This is a genomic window from Mammaliicoccus sp. RAM2, assembly GCF_045897195.1.
GTDB lineage: Bacteria > Bacillota > Bacilli > Staphylococcales > Staphylococcaceae > Mammaliicoccus > Mammaliicoccus sciuri.
In genome coordinates, this window is record NZ_JBJNWI010000001.1 from 330,537 (window position 1) to 356,905 (window position 26,369).

General features: G+C 31.6%; 35 protein-coding genes and 1 riboswitch. Of the genes, 5 read left to right on the top strand and 30 right to left on the bottom strand.

Translation table 11 applies throughout. The annotated features are described in order from the left end of the window. Positions 1-3 precede the first annotated feature (3 nt). Positions 4-783, bottom strand: coding sequence for a Fe-S cluster assembly ATPase SufC (gene sufC, locus ACJTHF_RS01615; RefSeq protein WP_048540204.1), 780 nt, complete (start codon positions 781-783; stop codon positions 4-6). A gap of 339 nt (positions 784-1,122) precedes the next feature. Here sufC and ACJTHF_RS01620 point away from each other — a divergent pair, with 339 nt between their 5' ends. After that, a complete protein-coding gene (locus ACJTHF_RS01620) occupies positions 1,123-1,356 on the top strand; it encodes a hypothetical protein (protein WP_048540205.1) in 234 nt (77 codons plus the stop codon). Positions 1,357-1,633: 277 nt separating this feature from the next. On the opposite strand, the gene ACJTHF_RS01625 is transcribed toward ACJTHF_RS01620, so the two are convergent. The 8 genes from ACJTHF_RS01625 to ACJTHF_RS01660 all read right to left on the bottom strand — a co-directional run bounded on the left by ACJTHF_RS01625 (position 1,634) and on the right by ACJTHF_RS01660 (position 6,719). Then, positions 1,634-2,239 carry a short chain dehydrogenase gene (locus ACJTHF_RS01625; RefSeq protein ID WP_058591561.1) on the bottom strand — a complete coding sequence of 202 codons (606 nt, stop codon included), beginning with the start codon at positions 2,237-2,239 and terminating at the stop codon, positions 1,634-1,636. 130 nt (positions 2,240-2,369) lie between these two features. Further along, positions 2,370-3,191, bottom strand: a complete 822-nt coding sequence (locus ACJTHF_RS01630; protein WP_048540210.1) for a MetQ/NlpA family ABC transporter substrate-binding protein — start codon at positions 3,189-3,191, stop codon at positions 2,370-2,372. A 12-nt stretch (positions 3,192-3,203) separates the two neighbouring features. Further along, positions 3,204-3,899, bottom strand: a complete 696-nt coding sequence (locus tag ACJTHF_RS01635; RefSeq protein WP_025904371.1) for a methionine ABC transporter permease — start codon at positions 3,897-3,899, stop codon at positions 3,204-3,206. Continuing rightward, on the bottom strand, positions 3,892-4,917 hold the full coding sequence (locus ACJTHF_RS01640; RefSeq protein ID WP_058591562.1) for a methionine ABC transporter ATP-binding protein: 1,026 nt from the start codon (positions 4,915-4,917) through the stop codon (positions 3,892-3,894). Before ACJTHF_RS01640 ends, ACJTHF_RS01635 begins: the two co-directional genes overlap by 8 nt. Positions 4,918-4,993: 76 nt before the next feature. Continuing rightward, a riboswitch (SAM riboswitch) is annotated at positions 4,994-5,100 on the bottom strand. Between the two features lie 29 nt (positions 5,101-5,129). Beyond that, on the bottom strand, positions 5,130-5,453 hold the full coding sequence (locus ACJTHF_RS01645; protein ID WP_048540213.1) for a thioredoxin family protein: 324 nt from the start codon (positions 5,451-5,453) through the stop codon (positions 5,130-5,132). Next, a complete protein-coding gene (locus tag ACJTHF_RS01650) occupies positions 5,410-5,814 on the bottom strand; it encodes a toprim domain-containing protein (RefSeq protein ID WP_025904368.1) in 405 nt (134 codons plus the stop codon). The genes ACJTHF_RS01645 and ACJTHF_RS01650 overlap by 44 nt, the downstream gene beginning before the upstream one ends. Before the next feature lie 103 nt (positions 5,815-5,917). After that, the gene (gene gcvH / locus ACJTHF_RS01655) at positions 5,918-6,298 is read right to left on the bottom strand and encodes a glycine cleavage system protein GcvH (protein ID WP_025904367.1); all 381 of its coding nucleotides are present in this window, start codon (positions 6,296-6,298) and stop codon (positions 5,918-5,920) included. A 67-nt stretch (positions 6,299-6,365) separates the two neighbouring features. Continuing rightward, positions 6,366-6,719, bottom strand: coding sequence for an arsenate reductase family protein (locus ACJTHF_RS01660; RefSeq protein WP_058612659.1), 354 nt, complete (start codon positions 6,717-6,719; stop codon positions 6,366-6,368). A gap of 141 nt (positions 6,720-6,860) precedes the next feature. Between ACJTHF_RS01660 and ACJTHF_RS01665 the strand changes: the two genes are divergently transcribed. Then, on the top strand, positions 6,861-7,181 hold the full coding sequence (locus ACJTHF_RS01665) for a thioredoxin family protein (protein ID WP_037588811.1): 321 nt from the start codon (positions 6,861-6,863) through the stop codon (positions 7,179-7,181). Between the two features lie 51 nt (positions 7,182-7,232). Here ACJTHF_RS01665 and ACJTHF_RS01670 read toward each other — a convergent pair whose 3' ends face one another. From ACJTHF_RS01670 to ACJTHF_RS01680, 3 genes are all read right to left on the bottom strand, one after another. Then, entirely contained in the window at positions 7,233-7,772 is a 540-nt protein-coding gene (locus ACJTHF_RS01670) for a nitroreductase (protein ID WP_107609280.1), read from the bottom strand. 129 nt (positions 7,773-7,901) lie between these two features. After that, the gene (gene aroD / locus ACJTHF_RS01675) at positions 7,902-8,639 is read right to left on the bottom strand and encodes a type I 3-dehydroquinate dehydratase (RefSeq protein WP_058591564.1); all 738 of its coding nucleotides are present in this window, start codon (positions 8,637-8,639) and stop codon (positions 7,902-7,904) included. Positions 8,640-8,751: 112 nt separating this feature from the next. Continuing rightward, entirely contained in the window at positions 8,752-9,165 is a 414-nt protein-coding gene (locus ACJTHF_RS01680) for a universal stress protein (protein WP_048540223.1), read from the bottom strand. Between the two features lie 271 nt (positions 9,166-9,436). On the opposite strand from ACJTHF_RS01680, the gene ACJTHF_RS01685 reads away from it, so the two are divergent. Further along, a complete protein-coding gene (locus ACJTHF_RS01685) occupies positions 9,437-10,231 on the top strand; it encodes a DUF4352 domain-containing protein (protein WP_048540225.1) in 795 nt (264 codons plus the stop codon). A 57-nt stretch (positions 10,232-10,288) separates the two neighbouring features. Here the strand turns inward: ACJTHF_RS01685 and ACJTHF_RS01690 are convergent, their stop codons facing one another. Beyond that, the gene (locus ACJTHF_RS01690) at positions 10,289-10,471 is read right to left on the bottom strand and encodes a CsbD family protein (protein WP_048540227.1); all 183 of its coding nucleotides are present in this window, start codon (positions 10,469-10,471) and stop codon (positions 10,289-10,291) included. An 86-nt stretch (positions 10,472-10,557) separates the two neighbouring features. After that, the gene (locus tag ACJTHF_RS01695) at positions 10,558-11,520 is read right to left on the bottom strand and encodes a multidrug resistance efflux transporter family protein (RefSeq protein ID WP_232156552.1); all 963 of its coding nucleotides are present in this window, start codon (positions 11,518-11,520) and stop codon (positions 10,558-10,560) included. 139 nt (positions 11,521-11,659) lie between these two features. Between ACJTHF_RS01695 and ACJTHF_RS01700 the strand changes: the two genes are divergently transcribed. Beyond that, positions 11,660-12,076, top strand: coding sequence for an organic hydroperoxide resistance protein (locus tag ACJTHF_RS01700; RefSeq protein WP_025904358.1), 417 nt, complete (start codon positions 11,660-11,662; stop codon positions 12,074-12,076). A 58-nt stretch (positions 12,077-12,134) separates the two neighbouring features. Here the strand turns inward: ACJTHF_RS01700 and ACJTHF_RS01705 are convergent, their stop codons facing one another. The 5 genes from ACJTHF_RS01705 to ACJTHF_RS01725 all read right to left on the bottom strand — a co-directional run bounded on the left by ACJTHF_RS01705 (position 12,135) and on the right by ACJTHF_RS01725 (position 17,352). After that, positions 12,135-13,535 (bottom strand): MFS transporter, encoded by a 1,401-nt coding sequence (locus ACJTHF_RS01705; RefSeq protein WP_058591567.1) that lies wholly within the window; start codon positions 13,533-13,535, stop codon positions 12,135-12,137. 197 nt (positions 13,536-13,732) lie between these two features. After that, on the bottom strand, positions 13,733-14,665 hold the full coding sequence (locus ACJTHF_RS01710) for a nucleoside hydrolase (protein ID WP_232156555.1): 933 nt from the start codon (positions 14,663-14,665) through the stop codon (positions 13,733-13,735). Between the two features lie 47 nt (positions 14,666-14,712). Further along, a complete protein-coding gene (locus ACJTHF_RS01715; protein ID WP_232156557.1) occupies positions 14,713-15,885 on the bottom strand; it encodes a DUF4352 domain-containing protein in 1,173 nt (390 codons plus the stop codon). A 166-nt stretch (positions 15,886-16,051) separates the two neighbouring features. Beyond that, positions 16,052-16,588, bottom strand: a complete 537-nt coding sequence (locus tag ACJTHF_RS01720) for a hypothetical protein (protein WP_048539861.1) — start codon at positions 16,586-16,588, stop codon at positions 16,052-16,054. A 74-nt stretch (positions 16,589-16,662) separates the two neighbouring features. Next, positions 16,663-17,352: an MBL fold metallo-hydrolase gene (locus ACJTHF_RS01725; protein ID WP_058591763.1), complete on the bottom strand. Its 690-nt coding sequence runs from the start codon at positions 17,350-17,352 to the stop codon at positions 16,663-16,665. A 143-nt stretch (positions 17,353-17,495) separates the two neighbouring features. On the opposite strand from ACJTHF_RS01725, the gene ACJTHF_RS01730 reads away from it, so the two are divergent. Beyond that, positions 17,496-17,897: an NUDIX hydrolase gene (locus ACJTHF_RS01730; RefSeq protein ID WP_078355564.1), complete on the top strand. Its 402-nt coding sequence runs from the start codon at positions 17,496-17,498 to the stop codon at positions 17,895-17,897. Here the strand turns inward: ACJTHF_RS01730 and ACJTHF_RS01735 are convergent. The 11 genes from ACJTHF_RS01735 to ACJTHF_RS01785 form a co-directional block, all read right to left on the bottom strand. Beyond that, positions 17,894-18,394 carry a GNAT family N-acetyltransferase gene (locus ACJTHF_RS01735; protein WP_058591571.1) on the bottom strand — a complete coding sequence of 167 codons (501 nt, stop codon included), beginning with the start codon at positions 18,392-18,394 and terminating at the stop codon, positions 17,894-17,896. The two genes, ACJTHF_RS01730 and ACJTHF_RS01735, sit on opposite strands and share 4 nt — an antisense overlap. A gap of 149 nt (positions 18,395-18,543) precedes the next feature. Next, the gene (locus tag ACJTHF_RS01740) at positions 18,544-20,172 is read right to left on the bottom strand and encodes a peptide ABC transporter substrate-binding protein (RefSeq protein ID WP_232156559.1); all 1,629 of its coding nucleotides are present in this window, start codon (positions 20,170-20,172) and stop codon (positions 18,544-18,546) included. A 445-nt stretch (positions 20,173-20,617) separates the two neighbouring features. After that, positions 20,618-21,121 carry a GNAT family N-acetyltransferase gene (locus ACJTHF_RS01745; RefSeq protein ID WP_106417302.1) on the bottom strand — a complete coding sequence of 168 codons (504 nt, stop codon included), beginning with the start codon at positions 21,119-21,121 and terminating at the stop codon, positions 20,618-20,620. Between the two features lie 12 nt (positions 21,122-21,133). Then, positions 21,134-21,643, bottom strand: a complete 510-nt coding sequence (locus ACJTHF_RS01750) for a GrpB family protein (RefSeq protein WP_075577765.1) — start codon at positions 21,641-21,643, stop codon at positions 21,134-21,136. Positions 21,644-21,655: 12 nt separating this feature from the next. Continuing rightward, positions 21,656-22,111 carry an NUDIX hydrolase gene (locus ACJTHF_RS01755; RefSeq protein ID WP_084755076.1) on the bottom strand — a complete coding sequence of 152 codons (456 nt, stop codon included), beginning with the start codon at positions 22,109-22,111 and terminating at the stop codon, positions 21,656-21,658. 11 nt (positions 22,112-22,122) lie between these two features. Then, positions 22,123-22,629 carry a GNAT family N-acetyltransferase gene (locus ACJTHF_RS01760; protein ID WP_048539868.1) on the bottom strand — a complete coding sequence of 169 codons (507 nt, stop codon included), beginning with the start codon at positions 22,627-22,629 and terminating at the stop codon, positions 22,123-22,125. Between the two features lie 131 nt (positions 22,630-22,760). Further along, positions 22,761-23,960 (bottom strand): GTP-binding protein, encoded by a 1,200-nt coding sequence (locus ACJTHF_RS01765; RefSeq protein WP_048539869.1) that lies wholly within the window; start codon positions 23,958-23,960, stop codon positions 22,761-22,763. A gap of 48 nt (positions 23,961-24,008) precedes the next feature. After that, positions 24,009-24,278 carry a 30S ribosomal protein S14 gene (rpsN, locus tag ACJTHF_RS01770; protein WP_025904347.1) on the bottom strand — a complete coding sequence of 90 codons (270 nt, stop codon included), beginning with the start codon at positions 24,276-24,278 and terminating at the stop codon, positions 24,009-24,011. Between the two features lie 275 nt (positions 24,279-24,553). Further along, positions 24,554-25,105, bottom strand: a complete 552-nt coding sequence (locus tag ACJTHF_RS01775; protein ID WP_107609183.1) for a hypothetical protein — start codon at positions 25,103-25,105, stop codon at positions 24,554-24,556. A gap of 184 nt (positions 25,106-25,289) precedes the next feature. Continuing rightward, positions 25,290-25,778, bottom strand: a complete 489-nt coding sequence (locus ACJTHF_RS01780) for an AAA family ATPase (protein ID WP_232156560.1) — start codon at positions 25,776-25,778, stop codon at positions 25,290-25,292. A 46-nt stretch (positions 25,779-25,824) separates the two neighbouring features. Further along, on the bottom strand, positions 25,825-26,364 hold the full coding sequence (locus tag ACJTHF_RS01785; protein ID WP_232156561.1) for a GNAT family N-acetyltransferase: 540 nt from the start codon (positions 26,362-26,364) through the stop codon (positions 25,825-25,827). Positions 26,365-26,369 lie beyond the last annotated feature (5 nt).

The window sequence follows — 26,369 nt, forward strand, 5'->3', positions numbered from 1 at the left end:
ATATTATTCAGCGTTAATTGTTTCGTCTTCAATATTAAGTTCTTCTTTAATCCACTCGTAACCTTCTTCTTCAAGACGTTTTGCTAATTCTTCGCCACCTGATTTAACAACTCTACCTTGCATCATAACGTGTACAAAGTCAGGCGTAATATAGTTTAATAATCTTTGATAGTGAGTAATAATTAAACAACCAAAGTCTTCTCCACGCATTTTGTTAATACCTTTTGATACAACTTTTAATGCGTCAATATCTAAACCTGAGTCAATTTCATCTAAAATTGCAAATTTAGGTTCTAACATCATTAATTGAAGAATTTCGTTACGTTTCTTCTCACCGCCAGAGAAACCTTCATTTAGGTATCTTTGAGCCATATCTTGGTCCATTTCTAATAGATCCATTTGTTTATCTAATTGCTTAATGAATTGCATTAAGTTAATTTCGTCGCCTTCTTCACGTTTAGCGTTAATTGCAGAACGTAAGAAATCAGCATTTGTTACACCAGAAATTTCTGATGGGTATTGCATAGCTAGGAATAAACCAGCTTGTGCACGCTCGTCAACTTCCATTTCTAATACATTTTCACCATCAAGAAGAACTTCACCTTGTGTTACTTCATAACTAGGATGGCCCATGATTGCTGATGATAAAGTTGATTTACCAGTACCGTTAGGTCCCATGATTGCGTGGATTTCACCTTGTTTGATAGTTAAATCTACACCTTTAAGAATTTTCTTACCTTCGATTTCTACGTGTAAATCTTTGATTTCTAATATTGATGCCATATTATTTTTCCCTCCAGAGAATTTATTCACATTTAAAAAAGATAACCCTACATTATCTTTTCTAGTTTATAATAATTTTAATGTAACGTCAAAGTTTGCTGTGAATCTTTACCCTTAATATTATAACGTAGTTACACGGGCAAATAAACATTTTCGCTTTATTTATATAGAAGAAACTGTTCATATAAAGTATTTTTCTGAAATGTTTTTCAAATGATAATCATTTCAATTAATTCTCAATTTATAAATATTCTATTTCAACATCTTCCGAATGCCTTTCTATCCAATATATACTATAATGATGATAAATAAATATGCAGTTTATGAAAGGAAAATTACATGAAACGCTATGAACAATTTGCATTCGTTATAAGTGCAATATGCGCATTTATACTTTTATTAAATTTAGTCAATGTTATTAATTTGAGTAGTCTCTTAAACACATTATTAACTGCTGCTACTATTATTACAATCGCTACATTCAACGTTAGGAATTACAGATTTGTCGGTATCATATTATATGCCATTGCGGTATTTATGCTGATTATTTATTTCTTTAACGGATATATTTAAGTTTTGATTATCTCACGATATTTACCAGTCTTCGTGCAGTTCGGCTTTATTTTTACCCCTTTCGCACGATATCTCTCAGTCTTCGTGCGTTTTGCCCTATTTTCGTACCCTTGCGCACGATATCTACTAGTCTTCGTGCAGTTGGTCCTAATTTTATACCCTTGCGCACGATATCTACCAATCTTCGTGCAGCTACCCCCATATTTTCATCCTTATCAAAACAAAAAGCAATCGACTCTCCATTTACCAAGGGAGAACGACTGCTTTTTATAAAATATTATTCATAAATTCGGTATGTTTGTCCGGAATGAATACCTTCTACACTTTTCAAGTATGCTTTAGCGGCTTTTTTAGCTGGGACTGCTTGATAACCTTTAAAGAAATCACCATAATCTTCGAGTGCTTCTTCAATTACATTTGGACTTACATTATTAATTCTTAAATCACGTTTTAATTCATATGCAGCTGATTTCACAAATGCTTGAATACCACCACCAGCCATTGCTGATGAAACGCCACCTTTGATTGGTTCGTCCATAATAACACCAGTTGTTAATGTGAAACTTCCACCATCATTAATATAATGTTGTCCGATCAGTACTAAGTTGATTTGTCCAAGTAATTTACTTGTAACTGCAACTTCATTTGATTCAGGTGTTAAGTCAGATAAATCATCAAAATTCGCTGCACCTGCAGTAGAAACAACTGCATCTACATTTTGAATTTGTTCAAACATTAACTTAATATCTTCTACATTCGACATATCCATTTGATAGTCACCTGAATTACGTCCAACTTTCACAACTTCATGTCCATTTGACGCAAGCTCTTCTGCCACTGCTGAACCAATAGTACCATTAGCACCAACTAATATAATCTTCATAATTTACCACCTTTTCATTTAATTAAATAAATTTTATCTATAAATGAAAGCATACACAAACATAATGTTCAAAGATGAGTCATTATACAAAAAACATCTAACCTTATGGCTAGATGTTTTTTCAAACTTATTACTTAGCTGCGATTACAGCTCCGTCGTATTTCTTGTTGATGAAGTCTTTAATTTCTTTAGATTGTAAGACTTTCATTAAAGCTTTAATTTGTTTGTCGTCTTTATGACCTTTTTGAACTGCAATTAAGTTTGCATATGGTGAATCTTTTCCTTCTACTGCAATTGAATCTTTAAGTGGATTTAATCCTTGTTCGATTGCAAAGTTAGAGTTGATGATTGTAGCGTCACCTTCGTCTGCTTGATAAGATTTAGGTAAAAATTCTGCTGATTGTTTATTGTTGAATTTAATATTTTTCTTGTTTTCTACAATATCATCAAATGTTGCGTCAACTGGTTTAACGCCATCTTTAATTTTGATTAGTCCTTCTTTAACGAAGAATGATAAGAATCTACCTTCTTCAGCTGGATTGTTTGAAACATAAACTGTTGCATTTTTTGGTAAGTCAGATAATTTTTTATATTTCTTAGAGTAAACTGCCATTGGCTCTAAATGTACGTTACCTGCTGATTCAATTTTATATCCTTTTTCTTTTGATTCAGTTTTTAAGTATGGTGTATGTTGGAAGAAGTTAGCATCAAGTTCACCTTTATCTAATAATTTGTTAGGTGTTGTGTAATCATTGATTGTCTTGATTTCTAAGTCATAACCTTCTTTTTTAAGAAGTGGTTTAGCTTCTTCTAAAATTTCAGCATGAGGTGCTGGTGATGCACCAATTTTAATTGTTTCGTTCTTTTCTTTCTTGTCGCCACTACCGCCACCACATGCTACTAGTACGACTGTTAAAATTGAAATAAATAATAACCCAAATACTTTTTTCATAAAAAACACTCCTTAACGTTTATCAATTCTTTTTACAATTAAATCTCCAATAAATTGGATGACAAAAACAATAATTAAAATAAAGATTGTTGAAATTAAAATGACGTCATTTTGATTTCGTGTAAATCCAGTTAGGTAAGCTAAGTTACCTAACCCCCCTGCACCAATTACACCGGCTATAGCAGTTGATCCAACTAAAGCAATAGCTGTAACTGTGATTCCCGATACTAAAGCAGGTAATGATTCTTTTATTAATACTTTTCGAACGACTGTCCAAGTAGTAGCACCCATTGAAACTGCCGCTTCAATAACACCTTTATCAATTTCTTTCATGCCGATTTCAACAAGTCGCGCATAAAATGGTGATGCACCAATAATCAATGCTGGTAAAGCGCCTTTAGGTCCACTAATTGTACCTAGTAAGATGTCCGTAAAAGGTAGTAATAATAATATTAAAATGATAAATGGAATAGCTCTAAATAGGTTCACAACAAATGAAACGATTGAATAGAATACACGTGAACTTTTAGATGTTCCTCTTGATGTTAAAAATAGTAAAGTTCCTAAGATTAATCCAAATACTAAAGTAAATACTGTAGAAATAATCGTCATATATAACGTTTCATACAATGCTTCCCATACAGCATCCCATCGTACGTTAGGCATCGTGACCATTTCTGTTATGATATCTCCAAATGATTTATTCACCTACGTTCACCTCTACTTTCACGCCTAGATTATTCAATTCTTGCTTAATTGCTTCTTTAGAATAATCTCCTTGAGGTAAATGAACGATCATATGTCCAAATGTACCATTTTGAGTTAATTTAACGTCACCTTCAATAACGTTAATATCGATATTATAAGTTTTTATAATTTTCGCTAACACTGGATCAGAACTTGTTCCACCAACGAAGTTTAATTTCCAAATTTCACCATTTGATTGTTCTTTCTTAAAGTCATGTAAAGTTCTTTGTAAATCATCTGCTTTAAGATCATCTTTAACGAATCGTTGTGTAACATAAGTTTGAGGGTTATTAAATACGTTAATAACTTCTCCCTCTTCAACAAACTTACCGTTCTCCATGACTGCTACGTGGTCACAAATTTTTCTAATGACATGCATTTCATGTGTGATTAATATGATAGTTAAATCCAGTTCTTTATTAATATCTACTAATAAATCTAATATTTCATCAGTAGTTTGCGGATCGAGTGCACTTGTTGCTTCGTCACATAATAAGACATGTGGATCATTAGCTAGTGCACGGGCAATACCAACTCTTTGTTTTTGCCCTCCTGATAATTGTGAAGGATATGCATTCTCGCGTCCTTCTAATCCAACTCTTTTAATGAGTGCCTTTGTTCTCTCATTAATTTCACTTTTAGATACACCAGCGATTTCTAATGGAAATGCGATGTTATCTTTAACTGTTCTAGACCAAAGTAAGTTGAAATGTTGGAAAATCATGCTTACTTTTTGTCTTTTTAATCTGAGGTCTTGCTTTGATAATTGACCGATATTCGCACCGTCTACAATTACTTCTCCCTCAGTTGGTGTTTCTAGGCCATTAAACATACGTATAAGCGTACTTTTACCTGCACCAGAAAAACCAATTACACCATATATACTTCCTTTATCTATGTTTAAGTCAACATGGTCAACAGCTGTTATGTTACCCTTTTTTGTTTTGAAAGTTTTAACAACTTTATTTAATTCGATCAAATCTGCTGCCTCCTAATCTCTAAATTAAAAACGCCTCACTCTTTAAAATAAGAGAAAGGCGTCAAAAATTGTCTTTCTCTCATCTCCAAAAGTTAACACTTTTTGTGAATTGGCACCATTTCATATTTATATGACGGTTGCCGGGCTTCAAAGGGCACATCCCTCCACCACTCTTGATAAGAGTTATTACGTATTTAATTAAATTCATACTATCATGATAAGTTTTTATCGTCAATAACTTTTTGAATATTCTCTACAATATACGGAACAGACTGAAAGGCATAAATGCGACGGATAACTTGATCTTTATGCATGATAAAAAGTACGGGTACTGACATGATTTCAAATTCTTTACAGAATTCTGGGTAAAAATTCAAGTCACACTTATTAATAGGTAATTGTGTCACTTGGTTTGCAATATCTAACATGCGTTCTGATATTTTGCACGTTCCACATGTTGGCGTATATCCAAATAATAAATGGATATCTTTATCAAAATGCTTGTATATATCGTTCAATATTTCTGTGTGTTTCATGGTAACGATACTTCCCTTTCAATACAAAATCATTCTTAACAATAAATCCATGATAGTTTAACACATTCGCTAAATATTGTCTTGGACAGCGCGCTACTTCAGAAAATGTAGAATCTATATAAATATGCTGACTTTCACTTGCATATTTCTTAAACCATTTTCTAATTTTCTTACCTTCTTTATCTTGATCTACTAAGACATATACTTGAGAACCATATATCTCTTCAAGTAGCTCATCCATTTTTTCGACACCCATCGTTCCATGGGTACAAATGATATGAACATGATCATTTAATACTTCTTCCACTCGTTTTTTATCAGAAATACCTTCTACGATTATAATCTTTTTAATCATCGCCATGAATATCACCTTCTACAAATGAGATAGTATTGCTGTTCAGTTTCATAATAAATATTTCAAAAAAACTCCATGACACATCAGTATCGTGGAGTTTAATGTTATGTTATTCACCTATCATTTCACTATAAGCGTCTGCATCTAATAATTCATCTAATTGAGCTTTATCAGATAGTTCAACTTTGACCATCCAAGCTTTATCATATGATGATTCATTAACAAACTCAGGGCTGTCTTCTAGTTCTTCGTTTACTTCAACGACTTTACCAGATAATGGTGCATATAGTTCAGAAACTGTTTTAACAGATTCTACACTACCGAATGAATCTCCACTAGTTAATTCGTCACCTTCTTCTGGCAACTCAACAAACACAATGTCCCCTAATTCTGATTGAGCAAAATCAGTAATACCGATAGTTACGATATCTCCATCTACTTTTACCCATTCATGTTCTTTTGAATATTTTAACTCACTAGGCACTGTCAAAGTAATCCCCTCCTATATGTAATTCAATTATAATCATGACATAAAGCCATTATTCAAGCAACTATTTTTATAACCAAGTTTGACGATATTCCTCTTCATTAAAACCAAGTGTCACTTTATTTCCTAAAACGGCTAAAGGTCTTTTAATTAACATGCCATCAGATGCTAATAAATCAAACTTTTCGTTGTCTGATAAATCATCCATTTTATCTTTTAATCCCAATTCGCGATATTTAGCGCCTCGAGTATTAAATAATTGATTTACATTGATGTCTGTACCATCAATGATATCTTTTAATTCTTTAGCTGTTGGTGTTAATTGAGTAATATCAATCGGTTCAAAACTGGCACCGTTCATTTCTAAGAACTTTGCTGCTTTTTTACAAGTTGTACAATTAGGATATTGATAAAATTTTATCATGTCTTTACCTCCATATGTCTATTTAATTTCATTATAACAATATTAGTACAGAACATGTAGTAATGAGTTAAATATTTTTTTAAATATTAGAAATAAGATATACTTACCTTATAATCATTATTTCTAAGGAGCAGAATAAATATGAGAACAATAAGTCAATATGCTGAATTTGAAGAGATTACACAAAGTGATGAACCAGTTGTCGTTAAATTCTTCGCAGATTGGTGCCCAGATTGCACTAGAATGAATCAATGGATCGATCCAATTATTGATGAATACAATCAATACAATTGGTATCAAATTAATCGTGACCAAGTTCCTGAAGCAGCAACTGAAAATGATGTAATGGGTATTCCAAGTTTATTAGTATTTAAAAACAACGAAAAACTTGCACACTTACATTCAGCAAATGCAAAAACACCAGAAGATGTTAAAGCATTCTTAGCTGAGAACTTAAAATAATCATATTAAAACCCACAATTGAGCTCACGAACTCATTTGTGGGTTTTCTTTTTACCATTCAGTAATTAATGATTTATTTTTTCTTTCCATCACTTTAACACTTGAATCTTTTTCAGTTAAATATAAAAATCCACATACATCTTCATCATCATGAGCGCCGACTGTTTTTCTAAATGATGGATTAAAGATAAATGCAGGTGTTTTCCAACATGAGCCCATTCCCTCATCATGCATTAGTAACATTAAGTTTTGTACAAATGCGCCGATTGCCATTTGATTTTCAAGGTTTTCTTTTTGTCTTGAGTCTCGTTTTGACAATATGACAAACATGCCACCAACTTTAGTAACTTTATTAATATATTTTTCTTGTTTAGCTGGATCATTAACAAATGCCGATTCAGCAACTTCTTCAGCAAATTCAGGAATTTGTTTTTTATGAATATACACAAGTCTCCAAGGTTCTCTCATACCATGGTTCGGCGCGTATGTTGCTAAATCAACTAAAGAAAATACTTTTTCTTCGTCTATATACATTTCATAATCATAATTTTTGACGCTTCTTCTTTCTTTAATCGCTTTCTTTAATTCCATTATTTACACTCCTAATTCATTGATAATTATTATCAATTGTATCATAAAATAAAGAAGCGAGATAGAAATCTAAAATTGTCTCAAAAGATTTCTACACTCGCTTCATAATTATTATGCATAATGCAGTGATTAATTTTGATATAAAGCTAACTGCTCTTTAATATCTTTAACATGAATTTGACCTGGTGCTGCTTCTTTACCAACAAAACCGTAAGTAAATTTAGATCCAAACATACCACCAGTAATTCTTGTCATCTTACCTAATTCACCCATCGAGATACCGATCACATCAATATCCAACTTATGATAAGCTCTGTTCATAGCATTTAACATCGATAATAAATGACGTTCATTTTGTGGCATCACGGCTAACTTGCCAATATTCGCACCTAACTCTGCCATTTTCTCATATGTGACAAACATTTCTTCAACATCTGGCGTCGACTTAAAGTCATGATGTGAAATAATAATTTTAACATCATGATGCTGAGCTTTTGTAATACAATTCATAAGATTATCTTCATACGTATCGAGTTGAATATCGACGTATTCAGCTTTTTTGTTACATATAATATCTTGCATAATCTTGTAATATGTTTCATGATCAAAGTCACCATGACCGCCTTGTCCTACTGAACGATAAGTGAACAAAATTGGCGCATCATGATATGCACTTTTAAATTGCTCTAATGTTTCGTTAATGTTTTCAATTGAAGTATTTTTTAAAGTATCTGCTCTAAATTCAACAATATCTATTGAATCTTTGTGAGCATTGAGTTCTTGCACTGTTTTTTCAATATCATCTTGAGTTTCTAATGAAATCGTTGCAACGATATACGGAAACGCTTTCTTTTGTCCATCAGTCATAGTCATTCCTCCAATATGCTTCTATTTTCATTTTACATGAGTCGAGGACTTTTTTCTATGAAACGATGCATGATGATTCAAGAAATCTATTACTTAAATCAATATACTCTTACTATTTAACAATTAATACAGGAATTTTAGCTCTTTTAGCTACTTTATGGCTGACACTACCTAATACCATTTTATCTGTGTCTTCTGCTTTTCTATTACTTAACACAATAATATCAAAATCACCACTATTTGCTCTATGCACTAATTCTGTTTTAGGATTTCCTTTCGCAAATTCAATTTTATATTGAATGTTGTGTTCATGAAAATAGTCTAAGATATGCTTCATCGATTCTTGACGTTTTTCTTGTATTTCATCTAAATGAACACCCATTCTAACTGAAGCTTGTAGGTCTTTATCAGCGACCACATTAAGTAATGTAACTTCAGAACCTTCTCCGACAAGGTGATTAATTTGTTCTAAAACCTTTTGATTTTTCATTTCTGTATCAATGCCAAACAAAATATTTTTATACATATTTATCACTCCTTTATAACTATATTACCCCTTTTTGCATAAAATTTACAAATATTCATATTCTACAAAATCATTAAATATTAAAGTACTATTAAATTTTTATAAATTTAATAATAAGTCTAGATTTATTTCCCAGTTTACTATAAACTAAAAACAATTAATAATTAACACAATTGTTTATCAATAGTTGAAAACTTTCGCACAAGAATTTCGATTATATGAAAACAATAATTTTTTATTAAAATAAAGTAATGAATAAGGGGGAAATATTATGGCTAATTCTAATCAATCAGATCAGAATCCTTTTAATCAAAACACCTCAGAACAACAAAATAATCCATTTAACGAAACAAATGGTAATAATCAGCAACAACAATCGGGAGACGGTAATGGCTCTAGTATGAAACCTTGGTTATTCGGCTGTGGTGGATGTTTAGTTATATTCATTATTTTAGCTGTTATTTTAGGCGCATGTGCTGCTGGTCCAATCAAAGACCAAATCGATGAGTTTACGAACAAAACAGAAGAAAAATCAACTGAAGAGAACTCAACAGAAGAAGAAACAACTGAGGAGTCTACTGAGGAAGAAACGACTGAAGAGTCTACTACTGAAGAATCTACAACAGAAGAAAATACAGATGAAGATGATAACGATTCATCTATCGTCGATAGACAAACATCAGTTGGTAACGGGATTAGTGCAATCGGTACTAAGATTACAGTTGAAAGAGCCGAATATGTTAACCCACCATCTGATGGTACTAAACCATTAAAAGATAAAATATTAAAAGTTAACTATAAACTTGAAAACATTAATAACTCTAGCTTAATCGTTGGAGATGCTAACTTCGGTGTTACAGCTGATGGAAGCAGAGTTTCAAAATACTATGGTATGAATGACAAAAATGACGGATTCTCATTCAGTCTTAAACCTGGAGAATCTGACACTGGGTATGTATACTACGATGTTCCTGAAGCGGATCAATATGACGTACAATTACAATTACGTTCATCAGATAAACGTTACAAAATGAAATGGGAAATCGATAAAGACGATGTAAAGTAACTAAAAAGCCATTAGACAGTCAACGTGTCTAATGGCTTTTCTTATGTTAAAAATGTTTTATTTCTTAAATTTATCGATAACTTCGTTTGCTTTATCTTTAACATTTTCTACTGCTTCTTTAGCTTTACCTGAAGCTTTATCTTTTTTACCTTCAGTTTCTAAGTCTTTGTTATCTGTTGCATTACCAACTGTTTCTTTAATGTTACCTTTTGCTTGTTCGAATTTGTTTTCGTCTGCCATTTTATATCACCCTTCATTAAACTTTATTGAATGATTGACCATTCATTTATGTTTTACCCTGTGAAAGGATTTTTAAACACCTCACGTCATATTTTTTTGAAAAATTTCCCAAAAGAAATATGATCGATAAAACTATATATAAACATACCTATTATAATGAGCGCTATACCTATCATACTTAAACCATTTGGTAACGGTAAGCCTAGTAGTATCATTTCACCAATAATGGCAAATACAACTTCTAATGACTGCGTTGCTTCAACTGCTGCTAATTGTTCTTGGTTATCCTTTACAATATTTGTAGCATAGAAAAATAGAATTGTTGCGATAATGCCTGAAAATAGTGCGACGATAAATGCTTGTACAACTTGACTAGAAGAAGGTAATCCTTCTTTAAGTACGCCAACAACAAATATAACAATCCAAATAGGCAATGTGACTAAAGTCATACCAAATACACGTTCAATTGTACCGAGCTCACCGTTCACAACTTGCATCATTTTTCTATTTCCCAAAGGATAACTAAATGCTGCAATTAATATCGGTAAGAAACCTAATAAAAATAAGTTCAATTTAATCTGACTTGCTTGAGGAATTTGGATAATGATAATACCGATAAACATAATGCTTGAAATCAATAATGATCGCCATGGGATTTTATGTCTAACGATTGTTTCTTTACCATTTATCACAACTGTCTCTACAAATAATGGCGCCAATATCATGCCACAAATAATTGTTATTTGCCAAGTACCTGAAATCAACCACCCCGGGCTATACTCTGCTGAAAAAGTTATAGGTACATAAAATAATACAAAACCTACTGTACTCCATATGAACCAAGCCTTTTTCTTTTGTTGAATATGCTTTAAAACAAATTTTGTTCTTCCCTTAATGAGTACAAACAAATATAAAAATGGCAGCATAAAAATAAAACGTAAAGAGGAACTAAAATACCAACTTCCGCCATCATTAGCCATCATATGATTAACGACAAATGTAACTGCAAAAAATAAAGCTGCCAAGACACCTATTAAGATTGCTTTCATGTTGTGACCTCTCTTATTTTGATATTGTATATTATTTCATATTTCCGACAATTTATATATGCTAATTTATAATTTATAGATGATTTAAAAAATAATATACGGGTAAATAGATAATATACTTTAAAGGAGGTATTTTTTTATGGCAACTCATTATGAAACAAAAGCTACAAACACAGGTGGACGTAAAGGTCATGTTTACACTGACGATAAAGCAATCGATGTAGATGTACTACCACCGCAACAAGCAGATGGTAATGCCACTAATCCAGAACAACTTTTCGCAGCAGGCTACGCTTCATGCTTCAACGGTGCTTTTGATTTAATTTTAAAACAAAACAAAGTTCGTGATGCTGAACCAGAAGTTACGTTAACAGTTCGTTTAGTAGATGACGAAAATGCTGAAAGTCCTAAATTAGAAGTAGATATTGCCGCAAAAGTAAAAAACGTATCTCAAGAAGACGCAGAAAAATATTTAAAAGCAGCGCACGATTTCTGCCCATACTCTAAAGCAACACGTGGAAATATTGACGTGAATTTAGAAGTAGAAGCTGTTTAATTGAATATAAGTCACATAAATAAAGACTGAGACAAATTTTGTCTCAGCCTTTATTTTTTTATGATTTATTTGTTTCTTCGTGATTCCACCAAAGTGCATCTTTCGGATTTTCATATACTTCTTGTAAGTCTTCTTTATTATCAACATTTGGATAAGATCCTCTTAATGACTTATTAGACGTTGTCTTAAACATAAATAAGAAGATGACAAGTCCAACGACATTAATCAATGTTAAATAATAAGATGGTGCAATTTTTTGACCAGTTGTTTCGACTAATGTTGTTAAAATAAATGGTGTTAAACCACCAAATATCGCTGCACCAATATTGTAAACAAGTGATAATGTTCTTAGTCTCACTTTTGTATAGAAAATACTTGGTAATACAGATGGCATAACACCTTCAAATGTAGACATAAACAGTGCAATGATAAATAGTCCTAAAATAACAACTGGTATTGAAGGAATACTCATTAACCAGAAGGCTAGTACTGAGAATAAACTAAATCCTATTAATCCAAATAAAATGGTGTTTTTATTCCCAACTTTATCACTGTACCAACCAAAGAAGAATACTGCTGGGATCATTGCTGCCATCGTTAACGTACTTAATAAACTACTCATCGTACCACCTAAATCTAAAGTGCCATTTAAGAATGACGGCATATATGATAATACCATGTAATTAGCAACGTTTAAAAAAGCTACACCAGCGAAACATACTATGATATCTCTCCAATATTTTCTGAAGATATCTTTATAAGAGTATTCAAGCTCTTCTTGTTCTTCAAGCGTTGTTTCATAAGCTGGACTTTCATCTAAATTATTTCTTAAATACACACCTATAATACCAAGTGGTGCAGCTATAATGAATGGAATTCTCCAACCCCAAGCTGCCATTTGATCATCACTTAATAGTGCATACATAATTCCTACTAAAGCAGCCGCTAAAATACTACCTGATAAAGTACCAATTTCAAGTCCACTACCGAGTCTACCTCTCGTCTTATCTGGTGATATTTCTGCAATATATGTCATCGCACCAGCATACTCACCACCAGTAGAGAATGATTGAATCATTCTAATAATTAATAATAAAATTGGTGCCCAAATACCGATTTGGTGTTGTGTCGGTAATAGTCCTAGAGCAAGTGTAGATAAAGCCATCATAATTATTGTAGTTGAAAGGACGACTTTACGACCATGTTTATCTCCTAAATGACTAAAGAATATACCACCAATCGGTCTTACTATAAATGCAAAAGCAAATACCGCAAATGTTGATGCAAGTTGAATTTCTTTCGGCATATTACCAAAGAAATTCATACTGATAATGACGGCTAGCTGAGCGTATAGACCGAAGTCAAACCACTCTATCGCATTACCAATACCTGTTGCAACGACCGTTTTTTTCGTTTTACTGGCGTCGACAACATTAACGTTCTTTCTTTTAAACTTCATAATTATAAACACTCCCCATTTTGTCTATATAATCATATAACCTAATAAAATGGTTTTAATCAGAAAATTCAATATTTTATTAGTTGAACAGTGTTGAGCCCTATCATTATGCAATTTAAAATTTTAATTTTTTCATAAAAAAACTTCATTCAACTCGTTATTTTTACGTAACGACACCGAATGAAGTGCTTATTGTGTTATATTTTTTTAGCTAATTCTGTCATGTAATCAAAGAATCCATCTCTATCAACATCATTAATGATATTAATCATTCTACCTTCATCACTTTTGAATGTTCTACCTTGACTAGGGCCATCTGTAATGACGGATACTTTTTGCGATTCTTTCTTAACGAGTTCAGGTTTCCCTACGTAAGCTGTTGTTAATACATCCCATAAGAAATAAGTTGAATTTGTTACAAAATGCGTTAATGGTGGCACTAGCGCATAACATATACCTAAGAAATCAACACCTTCATATTGTCTTTCATTCGCCCATCGTTTACGTACATCTGGTGTTAAAGGTACTTTATTCGTACTTTCTAATGCTACAATATCAATCGGTAATGACGTATCAAAAACAGTCTTCACTGCTTCTGGATCCCAAAAAGCATTCCATTCAGCTGTACCATCATGTTCAGGTTCTTCAACATTACCTTTATTCAGCAATGTGCCACCCATCCATACAACTCTTTCAATACGACTTTCAATTCTTGGTTCAACTTTCAAACTTTTTGCTAAATCTGTTAACGGTCCCGTAAACAGCATCGTTACCTTTTCAGAACTATTCATTACTTTTTCAATGATATCTTCATATGCTTCTTTTTCAGAAATTGTAGAATTTACTTCAACATCTTCATTTAACATTGGCATCGCATCTACAAAGAATGCATGCATTCTCCAATCTTTAGGAAATGGATTTTTCCCTCTTTCTTTCGAAGCTGCAATATTTAGTTTTTGTGATGAAAATCGGTTGATAATCTTACAAGAAGCATTTGTTGCAGGTTCTACATAGCTATCTGCGCCAATTGCACTTACACCAATTAAATTAACGTCTTCCATCTGTAATAATAAAAATAATGAAATTAAATCATCTACGCCACCATCATGGTTGAAATATACTGTCGTCATTTAGTTACCTCTTTCTTATGTTACGCATAAATTGTTCATTTATTTAACTAGCGTTCTTTTTGTTCATTTGAATTATTTTGAGATTGTCTTTGCTCTGTTGATCTTTCTTTTGCTTTTTGTGCTGCATCTTGAGCTGCACGATCTTTCTCTCTTTGGGCCTCTTGATCTCTTTGTTGTTGCTGTTGTTGTTTTTCACGTTCAGCTGCTGCTTGTTCATCACGTTTTTTCTGTTCAGCTGCTTGTTGAGCTTTTTCTTTTGCAGCTTCTTGTTGTTTCTGTTCAGCTTCTTCGGCTTTTTTATTCGCTTCTTCTTGACGTTTTTCTTCTTCCTCTTTAGCTGCCTTTTCTTCTTCCGCTTTCTTATCTGCTGCTTCTTTATCTGCTTTTTCTTTTGCAGCTTTATCCGCTTCTTCTTGTTTACGTTTTTTCTCATCTTCTGTAGCTTTCTTCTCTTCATCAGCGTTATTATTTGGTTGTTGAATTTTTCTTTGTTCATAAGTTGGCGCTTCTTGTGTCGAATTGATTTCTTCAGTTGGATTTTCTTCAGGTGTATTATCTTTAATGTCTTTATCATTAATGCGCCAATTAGCATTATACGTTTTCTTAGAAGTTTCATAATTCATTTTGACTTCATATTTATCAGATTCCGCTACATCATAGTATAAATAACTTGTTTTACTTTCACCTTTATCAAGTTGATGTTGAAATCCACCTTTATTGTCTTTCATACCATTAAATTGAGGTTGTACCTCATCATCAATCGTAAGTTGAAAATTAGAATTATCGATTAATTTTTTACCTTTTTCTAAATTTTTGAACTTATAATTGATTTTAAGAATTTTGCCATTTTGCGAATAAGAATAACCGTCATCTGGTTGAACAACTTCAGCTTTCGTAACAGTCACTTCTAAACCATCAACTATAATTTTCTCACCGAGTTTAATATTTTTCAAATCTTTCTTAGGTGTATCTGAAACATGTTTAACTGCTTTAGGCTTATCCTCTTTAAATAATTGTTGATATGAATATTCTTTATCAAATGAAAGACTTACAAATATACATACAAAACTAATCACACCTATTACAAATAGTAAAATTGTGCTCACTAAATAGCTACTATACTGCTTTTCTTTAGCATATTTAACGACTGTAATAATCAAAGTCGTTATAAAGGCAATCGAAATAACAACCCATAATAACGCGAAAAGTAGACTACTCATTTTTTCTCTCCTCTACAAATGATTAATAATTTCATCATAGCATGAATTAATCAAAATAATAGTACAAAATCAAATAATTATTAACTATAACTGACCTATCTAAATATGATTTCACTAAAAAAATACAGGTTAAAAAATAATTTTAAAACCTGTTTATGTCATACCTTTATTCTTCTAATTTTTCAAATGTTATTTCATATAAGTCTTTTTCATCCATATTTACAAAATCATCAATCGAAATTCTATACTCATTAGAAGATCGCTTTTTAGAAACCTGACCATCATACTTTAACTCAATCGTCATATTCGTTTCAAAATAACGATTTTCTATTGTATTTTTAAATTCATTAAAGACTTTTTGGTTAATTGGAATTAAATAAAATTGATTATTAGGTAAAATATTTATACGTTTACGTTGCAATACTTCGTCTCCATTTAACTTTAACACGACCTCAATATTTTTAGCAGAACCCCCGCCTAAATTTAACAGCTTAAAAGCCGTATTTAAATATTCATGATCAGATGAAGTTAAATTCATCACTTTAATACCACTTTGTTTCTTCTCCAGGATAATCTGATCAAAAGATAAATAAGGAATAAATGATATTTTAATTTGGCGAATTTGAATCATGACGGATATAAAATATAGAATCGCCATAATAAATGTACCTATAGAACCAATCGCTTGAATAATATTAATCATACGCTCACCTCACAATATAACCTTGTCCTAAATTATACCCATTTGTATAGGTGTAAATCATAGATTTATTATCTTCAAGATTTCTCTAACAATCCTCCGTGGAAACAATAATATTTATCAGCATTTAAATCTTTAATTTTCTTTAGAGAGTTTTTCGCGTCTTCAATACTCATACTATATTCAGGATTTGCAACGTTTAAGCTTTCGCCTTCTTTCACAGCAGCATCTCCTGTAATAACGCTATTGACTGATTGTATGTATAATGAAATATGCCCTGACGTATGTCCTGGTGTCGCAATAACTTCCACTTCATTATTTAATATTAGTGCCCCATTTGTGACTTCTACATCAACATCGACATGTTCTAATTCTTGTAGCATATTAACAAATTCTTCGCCATATGGTTTTTCATCATCTGACATTTTATTTAATAAATCTTCAGCTTGAATCAACCTTTCTGATTTAGAATGACCACCTATATATTTACCTTCTACAAAGCTACTTATAATTTGTGTATTAGGATATTTATCTTTAAAAGCTTTTAACGCACCAATGTGGTCATCATCATAATGTGTGATAATAATATTTTTTAAATTTTCTATATTGTAATTTAATCGTTTAATTTCTAGTTCAATCTTTTCCATGAAACCTGGATAACCCGTATCAACAAGTATCAATTCTTCGTCCTGGATGATAAGTGTAGGATGTATTTCATAGTTTTCTCCTTCATAATCAAAATTTATATTTAGCTGTTCTACTTTAATAGTCATAAAAATCTCTCCTTTATAAAATGACGTATATTTATATACATTTAAAGTAATTATATGACATTTTAGTCATTTAATCATAAAATAATATTTGTATAACTTTTGATTATATAGAATCTAATTTTTATAGGAGGATACTTATGGTTCCAAAACATATTGTTTCTGCAGCTTGTATTGTATTAAATGACGAAGATAAAATATTGCTCATTAAAGGTCCTAAACGTGGCTGGGAAATGCCTGGTGGTCAAGTTGAATTGGACGAGCCTTTATATGATGCTGCAATTCGCGAAGTTAAAGAAGAATCTGGTGCTGATATCGAAATTACAAGATTTTGTGGTATCTTTCAAAATACGAAAAGTTCTATCTTCAATACTTTATTTTTAGCGCGTTATACAGGTGGCACACTTCAAACAAGTGATGAAAGTTTAGAGGTAGGCTTTTTTACTTATGATGAGGTTATGAATATGGTTACTTGGAAAAACTTTAAAGAAAGGTTCGAGTACTGTTTAAATCGTACTGAACCTTTTGTTGTTTCATTTTAATATTCTTCTTTTAAAATGCTATAAATCAATGAATCTCTGTAGCCATCTTTAAGCTTTGTATCTTGTCTTAAGATGGCTTCATGTTTCATACCTAACTTTTGTAGAACAATTTCAGATGCTGTATTACGAATATCTGTTGATGCCCAAATTCTATTAAGTTTCAATACTTTAAAACCATACTTAATAATCGTTCTACCAATATCAGTTGCAATACCGTTACCCCAATAATCAGGATGTATGATATAGCCAAGTTCTCCACTATTATTTTTCGTATCACATACTAATTGCACTGCGCCAATGACTTTATCATAGTCTGCATCTACTATGACATTGTACATCCAATTTTCATCTCGATTTAATAACATCTCAACAAATGCTTCTGTTTCTTCATATGTTTGTGGATCCCATGCTTGATACTTACTCACTTCAGGTAAAGCATTATATGCATGAATATCTTCTATATCTGATTGTTTCAAATCTCTAGTATAGTAATCCATTTAAAATCCTCCAATGATGATATGTAATTTAATGATTGGGAATATCTTATCATAATTTCCAATCCATACAAAACTATTCTTATAATATTACTCAACTTTATGGAAAATAAAGTGCTAGGACATTAAATCATGCCCTAGCAATAAATAAATTATCTATCTAATTTTACATGTTTGTACTCTTTCGTACCTACGTAATGAATGATACGTCCGTGAACTTCTTTTTTCGTTAATCGCGCTTTACCTTTTTGATAAAGTGGGATAACCATACCATCATTCAATAACATTTCTTCACCTCTTGCGAGTTCTTGCCATCTCTTGTCTGGGTCTTGAAGTAACGAAGATTTACCTTCGTTGATAATTTTGTCGTATTCAGGATTATCATATCCCGTTTCACCTTTAGTCGTTTCACTATGGAATAAATCTAAAAATGTCATTGGATCTGGATAATCTGGTCCCCAACCAGTAATTGCTACATCATAATCACCCTTTTTAGTCAGTGCTATTTTCTGTTTGTTCGGTTGTTGTTTAATCGACATTGTTACACCAGGTAAATGTTTTTCAACTTGTTCTTTAAAATACTCTGCATCTTTCTTAGCATTATCTTGATCAAATGTTAAAAATTCTATATCAATTTTATCTTTGCCTAATGCTTTTTTAGCTTTTTTCAATGAAGCTTGTGCCTTTTTAACATCATACATATAAGGTGCATTTACTAACTTGTTATAATCTTCTTTTTTCTCATTAGTAAACACTTTTTCAGGCGTAAATGTATCTATCGGTTTAGAACCATCATTTAAATTATGTTCTACGTAAGATTTTTTATCGATTGCTTGAGCAAGTGCAGCTCGTAAATCTTTATTTTGTAAGTCTTTATTCGTTTGCGTATTAATTTGAATATAATAAGTAGCAGATTCTAAATTCGTATTGAAACCTTCTTTATCTTTGTTAGATTCGACATTTTGCGAACTCAATTCTGTTGTATCCACTTTATCATTATTATATAAATTGAGTGCCGTTTGTTCGTCTTTAATGACTCTATAATTAATACCTTTAAGCGATACATGATCTTTATCCCAATAATGTTTGTTTTTCTTAAGCGAGTAATTATCTTCAACTTTCCAACTCTTCATTACAAATGGTCCACTATATAAAGTCTTATCAACAGTCGTCCCATACTTACTGCCTTGCTTTTTAACAAACTTCTCATTCAACGGCATGAATGTTCCAAACGTTAACAGTTCTTTATAATAAGGTAACTCTTGATTGAGCGTTAACTGTAAAGTATGATCATTAATTGCTTTTACACCCAATTCTTCAGGTTTTTTCTCACTTTTGTTAATCGCTTCAGCATTTTTAATATCATACATAATGTATGCATATTCTGATGCAGTCTTTGGATCTACAACTCTTCTCCATGAATAAACAAAATCATGTGCAGTAATAGGATCTCCATTAGACCATTTCGCATCTTCTCGTAATTTAAATGTCCAAGCCTTCCCATCATTTGATTTTTTAGGATCACCAGTTGCAATCGCTGGTTCTGCTTTATCATCTTTGTCTAAACGATATAATCCCTCTTGTGTCGCATTCATCACTTCAAAAGCACCAGCTTCAACAGCCAAACTAGAATCTAATGTCGTTAAATCAGATGGTGCAATTAAACGTAGCGTATCCTTTGAATCACCACTTGCACCATCACTATCCCCGCCACTACTACAACCAGCTAAAAATAACGCTAACACTAATACATAAATCCCCACTTTGTAAATATTTTTCATCAAATCAATCCCCTTTATTTGTTTGATAATGTTTAATTGTGTTTATTTTAACACAATATTTTGAATATTCAATTGATTATGTTCGATTAATTTAATATAACAACAATAACGAACTGTTATGTAGTTTGTAGAAGCGGATAAGATGAAAATAAGCTGAATCGTCTTATAGACAATTCAGCTTATTACATTTTTCGGGTCGATATTTTATTTTATCGGCCTGTAAATCTCGTTTTCGGGTCGATATTTATTTTTATCGGCCTGTAAATCTCGTTTTCGGGTCGATATTTTTATTTATCGGCCTGCAAATCTCGTTTTCGGGTCGATAATTTTATTTATCGGTCCATATTTCCCATTTCTGGACCGGTAATTATTTTTATCGGTCCATATTTCTCATTTCTGGACCGTTAATTTATTTTATCGGTCCATATTTCTCTATCTATTCTCTTCACTCTATTTCATATCTCATCATGACTTCATCATAATAATCTTTTCCATCAAATATTGCATTTGGTTCAGTAGCATATTTGTCAAAGCCGACTTTATTATAAAATTCTACTGCGCGTTGATTATTACAAAGGACACTTAAATCAATATACTTTAAACCTGTTAACTTGGATGCTTCAATAATCAATTTATCGACTACTTTTTCAGCAATACCTGTACCTCGATAATCAGGATGACAATACATCGCCACTAAATTTCCTTTATGATGCATCTTCTTAACCGCTTCTCTATAAAAAGTAGCTACACAAACCAAGTTTTCATCTTCAAAACCACCCATAGTAAATTTTGCATCACTACATTCTAATCGCTGTTCAAATTTACTAACCGGATAATTTATTTCTATATCATATAAAGACGCAAACGCAGATGGATCTGTCTGCAAACTTAGTAATCTAAGACTTCTAAATGCATTTACATCATTTTTATTTAGTAACCTTACTTCCATGCCACCACTCCTTTATTTTTCTTTATACCACCTGATTGCTTGTTGTTCTAAATTTTTAACATATGATTTTTTCGCTTTACTATAACCAGCTGTTTCATTATATTCTTCAGCTAATTTTTCTTTATAGTTACTATATTCTATAGCCGCTTCTCTATGTTCTCTTAGATAATCTCGTAATATTAAATGTCTATCTATTTCAGGGTTACTTTGTTCATAAATATGTATATGATGTGTTCGATTAATTCCTCCCTTTCGAATGAGTCTTCTTCCTTTTATTCCCCATTCTCCAGCTAAATCGTAACCTCTACTCAAAAACTCATCATCAAATAAATCAATTTTTTCTATATTATTTACAATTACCATCATATCTATAACTGGTTTTGCTTTCATACCTTCAATTGATGTACTACCAAAGTGTTCAAACCTAATAACTTCATCTTCTAATATAGACTTAATCATTCTACATTCTTCTAAATACATATTTCTCCAATCTTTATTAAAATCACTCAATCTTACTTCCATCCCACCACTCCTTTATTTTTGTGATAAATAGTTTAGTATAAATTCTTTCATTTTTACTGGTGGGCTTATATTTTGAGGCAATTTATCTAAATCAAAGAATTTTAAGTTCTGAGTTTCTTTAATATCGGCACTAAGCTCTCCTTCATATTCTTCACTTTCAAATAATGCTGTTACAGTATATGCTTCATCTCCATTCGGATAGACCATGTGATAATCTTTACCTGAAAAATTTCTAATAAATTTAAGGTTTTGTATTTCCAAATTAGTTTCTTCATATACTTCTCTAGTTGCCGCTTCTTCAAAAGATTCTCCGAGTTCCATTGTTCCTCCTGGTAAACCCCAACTTTCATTATCCCTTCTTAACTGTAACAATACTTGTTTATCTTTATTAAATATCAGAACTAAAGCTCCAACTAAAATAACTGGAGTATGTCCGACTTTATCTCGTAAACTCGATATATAATCCATCCCACCACTCCTTATTCACTAAAGTAATACACGTTGCCTTCTCCGTCGTAATTATCTAGTTCTGGATTATGTTTGAATCCTAGTTTTTCTGCTGTTTTTATTGAAGGTATATTTTCTTTTTTAGTTAATGCTACAATTTTATATTGGTTATTTGTTAGTTCTTTGACGTACTCGATTATTTTTCTACTTGCTTCTGATACGAGTCCTTGTTGTGTTTCTGCAGCTTCTATTCGATAGTAAATATTCAAATATGTTTGTCCTAATATTTCTTTATACTGCAACCCACATACACCAAATGGGAGATAGTGGTCTTTCTTAATCAAGACGTAATATCCAAATCCATGGTCTTCATAATGCTTAATCCATTGATCTAATGTTTCTCTAAATGCTTGTATTGTTGTTGCTGGACCTGCTGGGTTGTATTTTTGATTTGCTGGATCATGATGGACTTCAAATAATTTTTCAAGATATGTATATGCTGGGGGTACGAGCTTGATTCGTTCCGTTTCTAATATCATTGTAATGACTCCTTTTTAGTTACAATTTAGTTATTTAATATCATAACATTAAGCATCTCATATTGGGAGGTCATAGAAATTTTTATGCATACAAAAAAGCATGAGCAGTTACTTATGCTCATGCTTTTAACTTATACTTTTGCTAGTTGCCATTGATAAGGTTCGTTTAGCTTTGTCCAATCTGTGTCGATTTCTTCTGAATTCAATAAGCATTGATCTAATGCTTTTGTAATTTCTTCTTTATTTAAGTCACTTCCGATAATCACAAATTGTGTTTCTCTGTCACCATATTCTGGATCCCAATTTTCTTTAACTTCTGGTCTAGATCTGAGTATTTCTTGTTTCTCTTCTTCTTTCATCGCATCAACCCAAAATGTAATTGGGTGAATATTTACAAAAGATCCTGCCTGAGAAAATAGACATGCTACGTGATTATATTGAGCTAACCAAACGATACCTTTAGCTCTTATAATATTCGTTGGCATATTTTCCATCCATTGATTAAATCTTTCTGCATGAAATGGCAGTCTTCTCTTGTAGACAAATGATGATATACCATATTCTTCAGTTTCTGGTGTATGATTAGTATGGCCACCTTCTGTTAATTCTTTAATCCATCCAGCTGATTGACTTGCATCTTCAAAATTAAATAAACCTGTATTGAGCACTTCTTGAAGCGGTACATCTGCAAAACTTGTTCTGATAAATTTCGCTTTAGGCTGTAACTTTTTCAAAACGATTTCCAATTGCTTTAAATCCTTTTCTTCTACTAAATCAGCTTTATTTAAGATAAGTACATCACAAAATTCAATTTGGTCAATCAACAAGTCTGAAATAGAACGTTCATCTTCTTCACTTATACCTTGATCTCTATCTTTCAATAAATCTTCAGAATACATATCATGAACAAATCTATGTGCATCTACAACTGTAACCATTGTATCTAAACGACATATACTTGTTAAATCAATACCTAATTCATCATCTATATATGAGAAAGTTTGGGCAACAGGTACCGGCTCTGAAATACCAGTTGATTCTATTACGATTTGATCGACATCTCCTCGTTTAGCTATCTTTTCGACTTCTATTAATAAGTCTTCTCTTAAAGTACAGCAAATACAGCCATTCGATAACTCTACTAATTTTTCGTCAGTTCGTGAAATACCTCCGCCTTGAATGACTAAATCTTTATCTATATTAATTTCACTCATATCATTTACAATGACTGCAATTTTTAATCCTTCTCTATTTTTCAAAATATTATTGAGCAGCGTTGTCTTTCCAGCTCCTAAATAACCACTCAATACTGTAACTGGTATTTTATTCAACACATTTCCCCTACCTTCTATCTATTTATCCCATATAAGCATAAAATCTTACCAACTCGATTTTTTCAATCCAGGTATTTGACCTTTATGTGCGTATTCTCTTAAAGCGATTCTAGACATACCAAATTTTCTATATACACCTCTTGGTCTGCCAGTCACTTGGCATCTACGTGTAATACGTGTAGGAGAAGCGTCTCTAGGTAGTTTTTTCAAACCTTCATAATCTTTATTAGCCTTTAATTCTTCACGTTTTTCACGGTATTTTTCAACCATTTGAATTCTTTTTTGCTCTTTTGCAATTTTTGACTTCTTCGCCATTTTATATACTCCTTTTACTATTAAAATTTTTGAAATAAATCATTAGATATAAAGAGTGAGACGGTAAATGATGTCTCACTCTTTCGAAATCGTATATTAAGTAAGTAAAGTAGCCATCTCATTTCCGGAGGTAAATCGTAATGACTACGTTTTAACTATAATACATGATTTTTTATTTGGCAAGCCCCAATTTATATTTTTCATTTAGAATTGATAATTAGAATTAAAAAAACAGAGTCTAAGACAACGTAATATGTCCTAGACTCTGCTTATCTCTATTCAACTTTCCATACATTAAATCCATGTAATTGGCTGTTTACATCATATTTCAAATCTTCTTTACCATAAAAAGTATAGCTTTTGCCTTCTTCAAGTTTTTTATGATCATAATCTATAATATAATATGACACTTTATCGTCCCCACTACCTTTTGTAACTTCGACGATTTTATCACCTGCTTCACTATGGCTAATTTTATCAACCTTAGCATTTGTGATTTTTAACAATTCGTTATGGCTGTATGTTTCATTATTATACTTGTCATAATTAATCTCTTTAGAATGGTTCATTTTTTTCTGAACATATTCATTCGCTTGTGCTTCTGCGACGTGGTCATCGAACTTAATTTTTGAATGATTATCTTGGACAGGTTCAGTTGAAACAATTCCAACAGCACAACCTAAAGTTAAAAAGAATAATATAATGGTACTTAGCAACGGAATCCTGAACCTAGTATCTCTAATCGCTTTAACAACCGTCGTGCCTAACATCACAATAAAAGCTATTAATACTACAACTCCAATAACGCTAAATATAAAACTTTCCATTTTCATTACTCCCTTGATTTATTAACTATCATATTTGTACATATTAGAACATCTCAGCTAATATTTCATCTATTTTGTTTCAGTTTTCGAAATAAATCAATATTATGCTAAAATATGAAAGCGTTAAACCAGTTGCTATATAAAAGATAGGCAAATATTAAATTTTTTTATTGAAAAGTTGCTGTTATTCTTTAAAATTAATATCTTCCAACACTTTTTCCACCATATCGTTTAAACTTATATGTTCTTTTATTATTTTTTCATTTTCTAAACCTAAGTAATCATGAGCAACAAACCAGTTACTCATTTCTTCCTTACCAAATTCAGCATTTTTCTTATTCTTATGTCTTCTTAACGTTTCTTCAAAAGAGATATCATAGTAATACGTAAAAACATTTTTCTTGCCTGCAAAATGTTTTCTCAGCATATCTCCATACCTATGCTCTTTAAGGATGCCCTCAATAATCTTATAATCACAATTTTCCAATCCATATCTGATTAAATAATCGATAAGTTCCACTGTCTTATTATCAGGTTTATCATATAACATTTCTCTTCTAATCGTATCTTGAGAAATTAACAAAGTTTGAAATCCTATTCTGTTTTGTAATTCTTTTGCTAAAGATGACTTCCCACTTCCTGAATTCCCTCTAATTATAATAACTTTTGTCATTTTCCATCGCTTCTTCTTGTAATTTATTAGTATGATTGGTCTCTTGCTACAATTGATTGATATTAAATTCAGATTTTAGAATACCCATATGAATATCGTTATAGTATTCACCTTTTATAAATGCACTATCACGTTCTTCTCCCTCAATTATAAATCCTACTTTTTCATATGCCTTAATTGCACGAGCATTATATTTCAATACTCTTAAGTAAATTTTATGTAATTTCAAATATTCAAACCCATAATTTACTACAGCTGCTGAAACTTTAGTTCCAATTCCCATAGACCAATATTCTGGATTAAATATCCCTATTGCAAATTTTGCTTTGTTATTAATATCATCAATAACTAATCTAACTTGCCCTATAAATTTATCTTGGCATACAATTGCCCATTCGTAGGGTTCACTCTGAATTTCTTTAATTAATAAAGCTGCTTTTTCCTTTGATTTTGAAGTTCTATAATCCATTGTTAATCCATACATCATTAATAGTTCTTTATTAAAAGGAACTGAAAGATAATCATCTATATCTTTTGTTTCTGCATTTCTTAATATTAAATCTTGATTTATATATATTTTATCCATATAAT

What these genes read in the sequence shown, in the direction of transcription:
- ACJTHF_RS01730 (WP_078355564.1), top strand. Translation starts at nt 17,496, where the DNA reads ATGGTTCCAAAACATATTGTTTCTGCAGCTTGTATTGTATTAAATGAC.
- ACJTHF_RS01735 (WP_058591571.1), bottom strand. Translation starts at nt 18,394, where the DNA reads ATGGATTACTATACTAGAGATTTGAAACAATCAGATATAGAAGATATT.
- aroD (WP_058591564.1), bottom strand. Translation starts at nt 8,639, where the DNA reads ATGACTGATGGACAAAAGAAAGCGTTTCCGTATATCGTTGCAACGATT.
- ACJTHF_RS01695 (WP_232156552.1), bottom strand. Translation starts at nt 11,520, where the DNA reads ATGAAAGCAATCTTAATAGGTGTCTTGGCAGCTTTATTTTTTGCAGTT.
- ACJTHF_RS01645 (WP_048540213.1), bottom strand. Translation starts at nt 5,453, where the DNA reads ATGAAACACACAGAAATATTGAACGATATATACAAGCATTTTGATAAA.
- ACJTHF_RS01660 (WP_058612659.1), bottom strand. Translation starts at nt 6,719, where the DNA reads ATGATAAAATTTTATCAATATCCTAATTGTACAACTTGTAAAAAAGCA.
- ACJTHF_RS01760 (WP_048539868.1), bottom strand. Translation starts at nt 22,629, where the DNA reads ATGATATTAGAAACGGAACGAATCAAGCTCGTACCCCCAGCATATACA.
- ACJTHF_RS01665 (WP_037588811.1), top strand. Translation starts at nt 6,861, where the DNA reads ATGAGAACAATAAGTCAATATGCTGAATTTGAAGAGATTACACAAAGT.
- ACJTHF_RS01670 (WP_107609280.1), bottom strand. Translation starts at nt 7,772, where the DNA reads ATGGAATTAAAGAAAGCGATTAAAGAAAGAAGAAGCGTCAAAAATTAT.
- ACJTHF_RS01740 (WP_232156559.1), bottom strand. Translation starts at nt 20,172, where the DNA reads ATGAAAAATATTTACAAAGTGGGGATTTATGTATTAGTGTTAGCGTTA.
- ACJTHF_RS01620 (WP_048540205.1), top strand. Translation starts at nt 1,123, where the DNA reads ATGAAACGCTATGAACAATTTGCATTCGTTATAAGTGCAATATGCGCA.
- ACJTHF_RS01625 (WP_058591561.1), bottom strand. Translation starts at nt 2,239, where the DNA reads ATGAAGATTATATTAGTTGGTGCTAATGGTACTATTGGTTCAGCAGTG.
- ACJTHF_RS01785 (WP_232156561.1), bottom strand. Translation starts at nt 26,364, where the DNA reads ATGGATAAAATATATATAAATCAAGATTTAATATTAAGAAATGCAGAA.
- ACJTHF_RS01775 (WP_107609183.1), bottom strand. Translation starts at nt 25,105, where the DNA reads ATGGAAAGTTTTATATTTAGCGTTATTGGAGTTGTAGTATTAATAGCT.
- ACJTHF_RS01685 (WP_048540225.1), top strand. Translation starts at nt 9,437, where the DNA reads ATGGCTAATTCTAATCAATCAGATCAGAATCCTTTTAATCAAAACACC.
- ACJTHF_RS01630 (WP_048540210.1), bottom strand. Translation starts at nt 3,191, where the DNA reads ATGAAAAAAGTATTTGGGTTATTATTTATTTCAATTTTAACAGTCGTA.
- ACJTHF_RS01705 (WP_058591567.1), bottom strand. Translation starts at nt 13,535, where the DNA reads ATGAAGTTTAAAAGAAAGAACGTTAATGTTGTCGACGCCAGTAAAACG.
- ACJTHF_RS01750 (WP_075577765.1), bottom strand. Translation starts at nt 21,643, where the DNA reads ATGGAAGTAAGATTGAGTGATTTTAATAAAGATTGGAGAAATATGTAT.
- ACJTHF_RS01710 (WP_232156555.1), bottom strand. Translation starts at nt 14,665, where the DNA reads ATGACGACAGTATATTTCAACCATGATGGTGGCGTAGATGATTTAATT.
- ACJTHF_RS01700 (WP_025904358.1), top strand. Translation starts at nt 11,660, where the DNA reads ATGGCAACTCATTATGAAACAAAAGCTACAAACACAGGTGGACGTAAA.
- ACJTHF_RS01680 (WP_048540223.1), bottom strand. Translation starts at nt 9,165, where the DNA reads ATGTATAAAAATATTTTGTTTGGCATTGATACAGAAATGAAAAATCAA.
- ACJTHF_RS01650 (WP_025904368.1), bottom strand. Translation starts at nt 5,814, where the DNA reads ATGGCGATGATTAAAAAGATTATAATCGTAGAAGGTATTTCTGATAAA.
- ACJTHF_RS01715 (WP_232156557.1), bottom strand. Translation starts at nt 15,885, where the DNA reads ATGAGTAGTCTACTTTTCGCGTTATTATGGGTTGTTATTTCGATTGCC.
- sufC (WP_048540204.1), bottom strand. Translation starts at nt 783, where the DNA reads ATGGCATCAATATTAGAAATCAAAGATTTACACGTAGAAATCGAAGGT.
- ACJTHF_RS01780 (WP_232156560.1), bottom strand. Translation starts at nt 25,778, where the DNA reads ATGACAAAAGTTATTATAATTAGAGGGAATTCAGGAAGTGGGAAGTCA.
- ACJTHF_RS01755 (WP_084755076.1), bottom strand. Translation starts at nt 22,111, where the DNA reads ATGGATTATATATCGAGTTTACGAGATAAAGTCGGACATACTCCAGTT.
- ACJTHF_RS01720 (WP_048539861.1), bottom strand. Translation starts at nt 16,588, where the DNA reads ATGATTAATATTATTCAAGCGATTGGTTCTATAGGTACATTTATTATG.
- ACJTHF_RS01690 (WP_048540227.1), bottom strand. Translation starts at nt 10,471, where the DNA reads ATGGCAGACGAAAACAAATTCGAACAAGCAAAAGGTAACATTAAAGAA.
- rpsN (WP_025904347.1), bottom strand. Translation starts at nt 24,278, where the DNA reads ATGGCGAAGAAGTCAAAAATTGCAAAAGAGCAAAAAAGAATTCAAATG.
- ACJTHF_RS01745 (WP_106417302.1), bottom strand. Translation starts at nt 21,121, where the DNA reads ATGGAAGTAAGGTTACTAAATAAAAATGATGTAAATGCATTTAGAAGT.